Below are 10841 nucleotides of genomic sequence, written 5' to 3'. Positions count from 1 at the left end.
TGCTTCGAGATGAGTATTCCCACCCCCTTTGAGGGGTTAAGGCTCCCAGTAGACGACTGGGTTGATAGGCCGGATCTGGAAGCACCGTGAGGTGTGGAGGTGACCGGTACTAATAGGCCGAGGGCTTGTCCTCAGTTGCTCGCGTCCACTGTGTTGGTTCTGAAACCACGAACAACCGTCGTAGCCTTTTGGTCACGGCTCCGGTTGACAGTTTCATAGTGTTTCGGTGGTCATAGCGTGAGGGAAACGCCCGGTTACATTCCGAACCCGGAAGCTAAGCCTTACAGCGCCGATGGTACTGCAGGGGGGACCCTGTGGGAGAGTAGGACGCCGCCGAACTCCTTTTGATAAAGAGCTGGTCCCCGAACCTTTGGTTCGGGGACCAGCTCTTTTTTGTTTTGCGTCACTTGTCGTTCACGTTGCGCGATGAACATTCGGTGCCATGGGCACAGTTGGAATGCTGCAAGCCGCCGGTGTCGGCGCCGGTGATGAAGTGATCGTGCCGGCCTTCGGCAACCCCGAGGTCGCCGAAGCCGTCGTACAGGCGGGCGCCGCTCCCGTCTTCGCTGACATCGACCCGGACACGTACTGCCTCGACCCCGCGCACGTCGCCGCGTGCGTGAGCACGCGGACCGCCGCGGTGGTCGCCGTGCACCGCTTCGGCCACCGCGCCGACATCGAGCGGCTGACGGGAGTCACCCAACGCAACGGGCTGTTCCTGTTGGAGCAAGGCGAATCCCACCAGCCGTTCGAGGAAGTCGGGCGGCGACGCGCGTACGCGGCGTACCTGAACGGGCGACTCAGTGGGCTGCGGACGCCCGCGGCCGGCGAAGGGCACACCTATCAGCAGTACGTCGTGCGCGTACCCGGCAATGGGCGGCCCGATCGGGACGCCTTCGCCCGGGCTCTGCGGAGCAAGGGAGTCGAATGCAGCGTGCCGGTGAAGACTCCCGTGCACCGCATGCCCGCGTTCCGGCGTGACGTCGAGCTGCCCCAGACGGAATGCGCGGCCGATGAAACGCTGGCGCTGCCCGTCGACACGGAACTGTCCAAGCGGCAGATGCAGCGGCTCGTCTCCGCCTGCAATGCGCTCGGCGGATTGCTTCAACCCGCCTTCTAGCGGGGCCCTCGCGGGCCGTGCGATCGATGGTTCGAAGCGACCTGATCTTCGGGTATGCTTTAACTCGTTGGTGAGCGGGAAACCGCGAAAGCAACAGGCCCCTATAGCTCAGTCGGTAGAGCGTCTCCATGGTAAGGAGAAGGTCAGCGGTTCGATTCCGCTTGGGGGCTCAGGAATTGAGGCCCCCGCCCTGGAAACAGGGCGGGGGCCTTTTGCTTTTCCCCCGCCCCCCGGCGTCAGTCGTGCTGCAGGCCCGGCACACGCATCGTCAGGATCGCCATGTCGTCGGACGGGGCGTCAGCGGCGAAGCGCTCCACCGCACGCATGATGCGCGCGGCCACGGCGCCGGCCGTCAGACCCGTACACGTCGACAGGACTTCGGCGAGACCGTCGTCGCCCAGCATGCGGGTGCCCTCGCGGCGCTCCGTGATGCCGTCCGTGACGCACAGCAGGACATCGCCCGCGTCCAGCGTCATCGTCTGCTCGTACAGCTCCAGGTCGTCCATGACGCCGAGCAGCGGCTGCGGCTCCGCGAACGGGACGACCGTGCCGTCCTGGCGCAGACGCAGCGGAAGCGGATGACCGGCGCAGACCATCTTCAGGACCGCCGAGCCGTCCTCCTGCGGCCACAACTCCCCGTAGAGCAGCGTCAGGAAGCGGCTGCGGGCGCCCTCGTCGAGGATCGCCGCGTTCAGCCGCTCCAGGACCGCGGGTCCGCCGAAGCCCTCACGGGCGAGCAGGCGCAGGGCGTGGCGGGCCAGGCCCGTCACCGCGGCCGCCTCCGGGCCCGTGCCGCAGACATCGCCGATCGCGAAGCCGTACGCGCCGTCGCGGATCGGGAAGAGGTCGTAGAAGTCGCCACCCACCTCGTTGCCCTCGCCGGCCGCGCGGTAGATGACCTCCACCTCGACGCCCGGGACGTCGGGGAGCTCCGGCGGGAGGAGGCTGCGCTGGAGGGACTGGCTGATCGCCATACGTTCCGAGTAGAGGCGGGCGTTGTCGAGCGCCAGGGCCGCCCGGCGGCTCAAGTCCTCGGCCAGCTCCAGGATCTCCTGGCGGAAGTGCTCGTCCGTCGGCTTGCCGAGCGTCAGCATGCCGATGACGCGGTTGCGGGCGACCAGCGGGAGGACGACCGTCTCGCCGCCCACCGCGGAAGCCGTCGCGAGGGTGGTGCCGATGCCGGAGGTGACGCTCGTCGGCTCGTTGAGGCCGAGGCTTCTCATCGACGTACGAAGGGCCGCCTGATGGGCCGCCTCCGCGGGTGCCGGCCAGACGCGGGCGCCCGGTGTGGGCACCGGCTCCGGCGGGGCGATCTTGGACAGGAGCGCCTTGAGGCCGTCGATGCGCTCCTCGTCCTCGTGCAGGACGTACGAGAGATACGGGTCCGAGGCCTGGTCGGCGATCGTGTACACCGCGCACCAGGTCGCCAGCGTCGGCACCGTCATCTGGGCCATCAGCGCCAGCGTCTGGTCGCGGTCGAGCGTGCCGGCCAGCAGGTCGGACGCCTCCACCAGGAAGCTCAGCGAACCGCGGCGCAGCTTCTCCAGCTCGCCGAGACGGGCCGACTCGACCGCTAGTGCGATGCGGTCGGCCGCGAACTGGAGACGCAGGGCTTCTTCGTTCGAGTAGCGGTCCGGGGACTCGGCCGCGACGCCGAGGGAGCCGGTGAGACGGCCCTCGACCTTGAGCGGGACCGTCACGACCGAACGCATGCCCGTACCGTTCAACAGCGGTACGGCACCCGGGACTTGGGTGAGGTCCTCGTGGACGGCCGGCATGCGTGCCGAGCCGTACCGGCCGGGGCCGACCTCGACCGGCACGCGCGCGAAGCGCTGACGGGCCGAGGGGAGACCGGTGGAGGCGCGGACCTCCAGCTCCGTCTCGTCGTCCGTGGCCAGCAGCAGGAAGGCCGAGTCGCCGTCGAGCATGTCGCGGGCTCGCTCGACCGTGCGCTGGAGCAGGCCGTCCAGGTCGTCGGGGGCCGGAGAGCCGATGAAGACCTCGAACGGGTCGGAGCCCTGGCTCTCCGACGAACCGGTGTCGGACGCCGGGACGCGCAGCGGCGTCTGGAGCACGGCGCGCTCGTGATCGCGTACGAGCAGGCAGACCGTCGAGGGTTCACCGTCGGTGTCGCGGACCCGCAGATGGGAGGCGTACACGGGGAGGACGCGGCCCGTGGCGCCCCGGATGCCGTAACTGCCCTCCCAGCGCGAGAGTTGGAGCGCGTCGGCGATGCCGGTGCTGGTGCCCGGCGTGTGCGGCCAGGCCGCGAAGTCGGTGAGGGGCTTGCCGATGACCTGGTCGGCCGGATAGCCGAAGAGGTGCTCCGCGTCCTCGTTCCACGACGCGACCGCGCCGGTCTTGTCGATCTGCACGACGGCGACGCGCACCCGCTCGTCGGCGAGCGGCAGGAGGTCGGTGGGGACGACGGGACCGGCCGCGCGCGTGCCCACCGGGCGCTCCGGCAGGTCGAGTTGGAACCACACCTGCTTGTGCGTGGCCGAATAGTCCACTCCCCAGCGGCCCGCGAGCGCGGCGCAGAGCTGGAGACCGCGGCCGCCCTCGCGGTCGGGGCTGCCCATGTTGATCGCCGACGACTGGAGCGGGATCTCGCGTTCCGGATAGCGGTCGGAGACCTCGATGCGGACGTGGTCGTCACTGCGCAGGCACAGAACGTCCGCGGATGTGCCCGCGTGCACGACGGCGTTCGTCACCAGCTCGCTGGTCAGCACCACGGCGTCGTCGATGATGTCGGCGTAGCCCCACCCCTGGAGGGTGTCGCGCACGAAGGACCGGGCGGTCGCGACGGACCGCCCGACGGGTTCGAAGGTGGCAGCCGCACGCGCGGTGATCACAGAACTCCCTGTACGCGTTGAACTCGATGTAGTCGCCGTACCTGCCGCACTCGCTGTACGAATGTCGAGGCCCAGGTCTCCCGTACCCATGTCTCGGCCGCCCCTCCGATGCCCGCTCGTTTTCCGCCACCGCCCAGGTCGGGCCGACCGGGGTGGGTGGACAGCCGTATGCCAGGTTACTTACCTTCGCCGTCCATGCGGATGCCGGTCGCCAGTGTTTCCGCCCGGAGGGTGTGCGGACGGTGTGCGAAGCTGCCGAACTGTTATGGCCTGGTTCAGCCATGGTGAAACACTGGGCAGGCTTCTGAAGACAACGCATCGAAGTACCGGTGCTGAGGTAGAAGCGCATCTGGGCAAGCCGAGCTACCCGAGCAGTACAGGTCGATCCCTGCGGGAGGGACACAGTGGAGTCTGGCGCAGCGACGCGGGGCAGGAAAACGCGCGCAGAAGGCGGACAGTCCCTGGCGAAACAGCGCAAAACGCGCAACGGCAGTGGGACGACGACGGTCGACAGCGCGGCGCTGAACCGGCTCCTCGCCGGTCTCGTCGCCATGCGGGACGGCAATTTCCGCAAGCGCCTCACGGTCAACGGCGACGGTGTGATGTCGGAGATCGCCGCCGTGTTCAACGAGGTGGCCGACCGGAATCTGCACCTCACCGGTGAGCTGTCGCGGGTGCGGCGGATGGTCGGACGTGAGGGAAAGCTCACGGAGCGGCTCGAGACCGGCGCGTGCGAGGGTTCGTGGGCCTCGGCGATCGATGCGTCCAACGCGCTCGTCGACGACCTCGTGCGCCCCGTCTCCGAGGTGGGCCGGGTGCTCACCGCGGTCGCCGAGGGCGATCTGTCGCCCCGCATGGAGCTGCGGGCGCAGGTGCCCGAGGGGAACGGGCATCCGCTGCGCGGGGAGTTCCTGAAGGTCGGGCGGACGGTCAACAACCTCGTCGACCAGCTCTCCACCTTCACCGACGAGGTCACGCGTGTCGCGAGCGAGGTCGGGACCGAGGGCAAGCTGGGCGGCCAGGCGCGCGTACGTGGAATGTCAGGTTCCTGGAAGGACCTGACGGACTCGGTCAACACAATGGCGTACCGGCTTACCGCACAGGTGCGTGACATTGCTCTCGTCACGACCGCGGTGGCCAAGGGTGACTTGTCCCGGAAGGTCACGGTTCACGTCGCGGGCGAGATGCTCGAACTGAAGAACACCGTGAACACCATGGTGGACCAGTTGTCGTCCTTCTCCTCAGAGGTCACGCGAGTGGCGCGCGAGGTGGGTACGGAGGGCGAGCTCGGCGGTCAGGCGCAGGTGCCCGGTGTGGCCGGTGTGTGGAAGGACCTCACCGATTCGGTGAACCTCATGGCCGGCAACCTGACGGCCCAGGTGCGCGGGATCGCCCAGGTCACCACGGCGGTGGCCAACGGTGATCTGTCCCAGAAGGTGACGGTGTCCGCGCGGGGCGAGGTCGCCCAGCTCGCCGAGACCATCAACCAGATGACCGAGACGCTGCGCACGTTCGCCGACGAGGTCACGCGTGTCGCCAACGAGGTGGGGGCGGAGGGCCAGCTCGGCGGCCAGGCCAACGTGCCGGGCGCGGCCGGGACCTGGAAGGACCTGACCGACTCCGTCAACACCGTCTTCAGGAACCTGACCACCCAGGTGCGCGACATCGCGACGGTCACCACGGCCGTGGCGAGTGGCGATCTGTCGCAGAAGGTCACCGTCGACGTCGCCGGCGAGATGCTGGAGCTCAAGAACACCGTCAACACGATGGTCGACCAGCTGTCGGCGTTCGGCTCCGAGGTCACGCGTGTGGCGCGGGAGATCGGCGTCGAAGGTGAACTGGGCGGCCAGGCGCTGGTGCCGGGCGCCGCCGGGACGTGGAAGGACCTCACCGACTCGGTGAACACGGCCTTCCGCAACCTGACCGGACAGGTGCGCAACATCGCGCAGGTGACGACGGCGGTGGCCAACGGCGACCTGTCGCAGAAGGTCACCGTCGACGTCTCCGGCGAGATGCTTCAACTGAAGAACACCGTGAACACGATGGTGGACCAGCTGTCGTCGTTCGCCGACCAGGTGACCCGGATGGCCCGGGACGTGGGCACGGAGGGCCGGCTCGGCGGCCAGGCCCGCGTGGACGGGGTGAGCGGCACGTGGAAGGAGCTCACCGACTCCGTCAACTTCATGGCCGGCAACCTGACGTCCCAGGTGCGGCAGATCGCCCAGGTCACCACGGCCGTGGCGCGCGGTGACCTGTCGCAGAAGATCGACGTGGACGCGCGCGGCGAGATCCTGGAGCTGAAGAACACCATCAACACGATGGTCGACCAGCTCTCCGCCTTCGCCGACCAGGTCACGCGAGTCGCACGCGAGGTGGGCACGGAAGGGCGGCTGGGCGGCCAGGCGCAGGTGCCCGGCGTCGCCGGTGTGTGGCGCGACCTGACGGACTCCGTGAACGGCATGGCCGGCAACCTCACGGCCCAGGTGCGCAACATCGCGCAGGTCGCCACGGCGGTCGCGCGCGGTGACCTGTCGCAGAAGATCGACGTGGACGCGCGCGGCGAGATCCTGGAGCTGAAGAACACCCTCAACACGATGGTGGACCAGCTCTCGGCCTTCGCCGAGCAGGTCACGCGGGTCTCCCGCGAGGTGGGTACGGACGGCATCCTCGGCGGACAGGCCGAGGTGCAGGGCGTGTCGGGTACGTGGAAGGACCTGACGCAGTCCGTGAACGGTATGGCTAACAACCTGACGCTCCAGGTGCGCAACATCGCCGAGGTCACCACGGCCGTGGCGCGCGGCGACCTCTCCAAGAAGATCACCGTCGACGCCAAGGGCGAGATCCTCGAACTCGTCACCACGGTGAACACGATGGTGGACCAGCTGTCGTCGTTCGCCGAGCAGGTGACCCGGGTGGCCCGCGAGGTGGGCACCGAGGGCCAACTGGGCGGCCAGGCACGGGTTCCGGGCGTCACCGGCATCTGGAAGGACCTGAGCGACAACGTCAACCTGATGGCCAACAACCTGACCATGCAGGTGCGCAACATCTCCCAGGTCGCCAACGCCGTGGCCAACGGCGACCTGACCCGTACGGTCACCATCGAGGCGCGCGGCGAGGTCGCGCAGCTCGCCGACACGTTCAACACGATGGTGAAGACGCTGAGTTCGTTCGCCGACCAGGTCACCAAGGTGGCCCGTGAGGTGGGCACGGACGGCATCCTCGGCGGCCAGGCCCGCGTACCCGGAGTCTCCGGTACGTGGAAGGACCTCACCGAGTCCGTGAACGGCATGGCCTCGAACCTCACCGGCCAGGTGCGCAACATCGCGATGGTCACGACCGCCATCGCCAAGGGCGACCTGACCAAGAAGATCGACATCGACGCGCGGGGCGAGATCCTCGAACTGAAGACGACGATCAACACGATGGTCGACCAGCTGTCGTCCTTCGCCGACCAGGTCACGCGAGTCGCCCGCGAGGTGGGCACGGAGGGCCAGCTCGGTGGCCAGGCACGCGTGCGCGACGTCGACGGCACCTGGCGCGACCTGACCGAGTCCGTGAACGAGATGGCCGGGAACCTGACCCGTCAGGTGCGCGCCATCGCGGCCGTGGCCACCGCGGTGACCCGCGGCGATCTCAACCTCAAGATCGACGTCGACGCGGCGGGCGAGATCCAGGTCCTCCAGGACAACATCAACAAGATGATCTCCAACCTGCGCGACACCACGATCGCCAACGAGGAGCAGGACTGGCTCAAGGGCAACCTGGCCCGCATCTCGGGTCTGTTGCAGGGCCGCCGCGACCTCGACGACGTGGCCTCGCTCATCATGAGCGAGCTGACGCCGGTGGTCTCCGCGCAGCACGGCGCGTTCTTCATGGCGATGCCGCTGGACGACGGGCCCGACGCGGCGGGCGGCGACGAGGACGCGTACGAGCTGCGCATGCTCGGCAGCTACGGCTACTCCATGGGCTCGATGCCGACCTCCTTCCGGCCCGGTGAGACGCTCATCGGCACGGCCGCCCAGGAGAAGCGCACGATCATCGTGGACAACGCGCCGAGCGGCTACCTGAAGATCGCTTCGGGGCTCGGGGAGGCGCCGCCCGCGCAGGTCATCGTGATTCCGGTGCTCTTCGAGGGCACGGTGCTCGGCGTGATCGAGCTGGCGTCCTTCACGCCGTTCGCGCAGATCCAGAAGGACTTCCTCAACCAGATCGCCGAGATGATCGCGACGAGCGTCAACACCATCTCCGTGAACACCAAGACCGAGGTGCTGCTGAAGCAGTCCCAGGAGCTGACCGAGCAACTCAGGGAGCGCTCGGCCGAGTTGGAGAACCGGCAGAAGGCCCTCCAGGCGTCCAACGCCGAACTGGAGGAGAAGGCCGAACTGCTGGCCCAGCAGAACCGTGACATCGAGGTCAAGAACACCGAGATCGAGGAGGCGCGGCAGGTCCTGGAGGAGCGCGCCGAGCAGCTCGCGGTGTCGATGCGCTACAAGAGCGAGTTCCTCGCGAACATGTCGCACGAGCTGCGCACACCGCTCAACTCGCTGCTGATCCTCGCCAAGCTGCTCGCCGACAACGCCGACGCGAACCTCACGCCGAAGCAGGTCGAGTTCGCCGAGACGATCCACGGCGCGGGTTCCGACCTGCTCCAGCTGATCAACGACATCCTGGACCTGTCGAAGGTCGAGGCGGGCAAGATGGACGTCTCGCCGACGCGGATCGCCCTGGTGCAGCTCGTCGACTACGTGGAGGCGACGTTCCGGCCGCTGACCGCGGAGAAGCAACTCGACTTCTCCGTACGGGTGTCGCCGGAACTGCCCACCACGCTGCACACCGACGAACAGCGCCTCCTCCAGGTGCTGCGCAACCTGCTCTCCAACGCGGTGAAGTTCACCGACTCCGGAGCCGTCGAGCTGGTCATCAGGCCGGCGGGCAGCGACGTGCCGAACGCGATCCGGGAACAGCTCCTGGAGGCGGGGTCGTTGCGGGACGCGGACGCCGATCTGATCGCGTTCTCCGTCACCGACACCGGTATCGGCATCGCGGCCAGCAAGATGCGGGTCATCTTCGAGGCGTTCAAGCAGGCCGACGGCACGACCAGCCGCAAGTACGGCGGCACGGGCCTCGGGCTCTCCATCAGCCGGGAGATCGCCCGGCTGCTGGGCGGCGAGATCCACGCGGCGAGCGAGCCCGGGCGCGGCTCCACGTTCACGCTGTACCTGCCGCTGCACCCGAGCGAGCTGCCGCCCCAGGGGTACGCGCAGCTGGCCCCGGCCGTCGAGCCGGGCCGGCCGCTCGCGCTGGACGCCGCGCCGGAGCCCGCCGCCGAGGTGGAGACGCCGGCGGAGGTGAAGTCGTACCGGGAGACGCAGAACGGCGCCGCCGCGCTCTTCAGGCGCCGCCGGAAGGCCGCTCCGGAGCCCGAGCCCCGCACCGCCCTGCCCGAGCAGCCGGAGGCCGCTCAGGAGCCCTGGGAGGCGGCGGTCGCGGAGGCTCCCGCTCCCGCGCCGCGGTGGACCTCGTCGTTCGGTGGCGAGAAAGTGCTCATCGTCGACGACGACATCCGCAACGTGTTCGCGCTCACCAGCGTTCTGGAGCAGCACGGCCTGTCGGTCCTGTACGCGGAGAACGGCCGCGAGGGCATCGAAGTCCTGGAGCAGCACGACGATGTGACGGTGGTGCTGATGGACATCATGATGCCCGAGATGGACGGCTACGCGACGACCACGGCGATCCGCAGGATGCCGCAGTTCGCCGGTCTGCCGATCATCGCGCTCACCGCGAAGGCGATGAAGGGCGACCGGGAGAAGGCGATCGAATCGGGCGCTTCGGACTACGTCACGAAGCCCGTCGACCCGGATCATCTGCTCTCCGTGATGGAACAGTGGATGCGCGGTGAGTAACTGGAAAAGGGAATTTTCACGCACAGTTGCTGACTGAGTGTGGCCAAAGCCGTGTAGAAGTGCGGTGTACGGGGAACCTTCTGGTCCCCCACCGCGTTTCTGCTACGTGCACAGTGACATCGCGGTGACAGGGTGTGGCGACAGGCGGGGTGCGGCTACCATGACCGGCACAAGGACGGGCGGCGCAAGGGAGTCGTTCCCCGGGGCGGCGACAGGAGCCTCCCCGAGTCCTGCGGACAGGGGCGGCCCCATGCCGGGGCGAGGAGGGCGGGCCATGGTGCAGAAGGCCAAGATCCTCCTGGTCGATGACCGGCCGGAGAATCTGCTGGCGCTGGAGGCCATCCTCTCTGCGCTCGATCAGACGCTGGTGCGGGCATCGTCCGGGGAGGAAGCGCTCAAGGCGCTGCTCACCGACGATTTCGCGGTCATTCTGCTCGACGTTCAGATGCCGGGAATGGATGGTTTCGAGACCGCGGCGCACATCAAGCGCCGGGAGCGGACACGGGACATCCCGATCATCTTCCTCACAGCGATCAACCACGGGCCGCATCACACCTTCCGGGGGTACGCGGCCGGCGCGGTGGACTACATCTCCAAGCCGTTCGACCCGTGGGTGCTGCGAGCGAAGGTCTCGGTCTTCGTCGAGCTGTACATGAAGAACTGCCAGCTGCGGGAGCAGGCGGCCTTGCTGCGGCTCCAGCTGGAGGGCGGCGGCAAGGCGGTCGGTGACGCGAAGGAGCCCGCGGGGCTGCTCGCCGAGCTGTCCGCGCGGCTCGCGGCCGTCGAGGAGCAGGCCGAAGCGCTGTCCAAGCAGCTCGACGACGAGTCGGCGGACGCGGCGGCGGTGGCCACGGCCGCTCATCTGGAGCGCAAGCTCACCGGTCTGCGCAGAGCGCTCGACGCGCTGGAGCCCGGTACGGGCACCGGCACACCGTCCGTTCCGTCCCAGAACTGAGCAGCCGC

Annotated in this window: 4 protein-coding genes, 1 tRNA gene and 2 rRNA genes; 6 read left to right on the top strand and 1 reads right to left on the bottom strand. The window is 68.3% G+C overall.

Going from position 1 to position 10841, the window contains the following annotated elements; translation table 11 throughout:
- The 4 genes from K377_RS08980 to K377_RS08965 form a co-directional block, all read left to right on the top strand.
- Positions 1–133, top strand: a 23S ribosomal RNA gene (locus K377_RS08980); the annotation flags it as partial.
- A gap of 89 nt (positions 134–222) precedes the next feature.
- Positions 223–339 (top strand): 5S ribosomal RNA (gene rrf / locus K377_RS08975).
- Positions 340–457: 118 nt separating this feature from the next.
- Positions 458–1120: a DegT/DnrJ/EryC1/StrS family aminotransferase gene (locus K377_RS08970; protein ID WP_111662643.1), complete on the top strand. Its 663-nt coding sequence runs from the start codon at positions 458–460 to the stop codon at positions 1118–1120.
- Between the two features lie 97 nt (positions 1121–1217).
- Positions 1218–1290, top strand: a tRNA-Thr gene (locus K377_RS08965).
- 66 nt (positions 1291–1356) lie between these two features.
- On the opposite strand, the gene K377_RS08960 is transcribed toward K377_RS08965, so the two are convergent.
- A complete protein-coding gene (locus K377_RS08960; RefSeq protein ID WP_111662642.1) occupies positions 1357–3975 on the bottom strand; it encodes a SpoIIE family protein phosphatase in 2619 nt (872 codons plus the stop codon).
- 404 nt (positions 3976–4379) lie between these two features.
- On the opposite strand from K377_RS08960, the gene K377_RS08950 reads away from it, so the two are divergent.
- Positions 4380–9878 carry a HAMP domain-containing protein gene (locus K377_RS08950; RefSeq protein WP_111662641.1) on the top strand — a complete coding sequence of 1833 codons (5499 nt, stop codon included), beginning with the start codon at positions 4380–4382 and terminating at the stop codon, positions 9876–9878.
- 274 nt (positions 9879–10152) lie between these two features.
- Positions 10153–10833: a two-component system response regulator gene (locus K377_RS08945; RefSeq protein WP_111662640.1), complete on the top strand. Its 681-nt coding sequence runs from the start codon at positions 10153–10155 to the stop codon at positions 10831–10833.
- Positions 10834–10841 lie beyond the last annotated feature (8 nt).

The sequence above is a fragment of the Streptomyces sp. PsTaAH-137 genome, assembly GCF_003259365.1.
In the GTDB taxonomy this organism is placed as follows: Bacteria; Actinomycetota; Actinomycetes; order Streptomycetales; family Streptomycetaceae; genus Streptomyces.
Note: the sequence above shows the minus strand (reverse complement) of the source record. Positions and strands in the feature narration are given on the sequence as shown.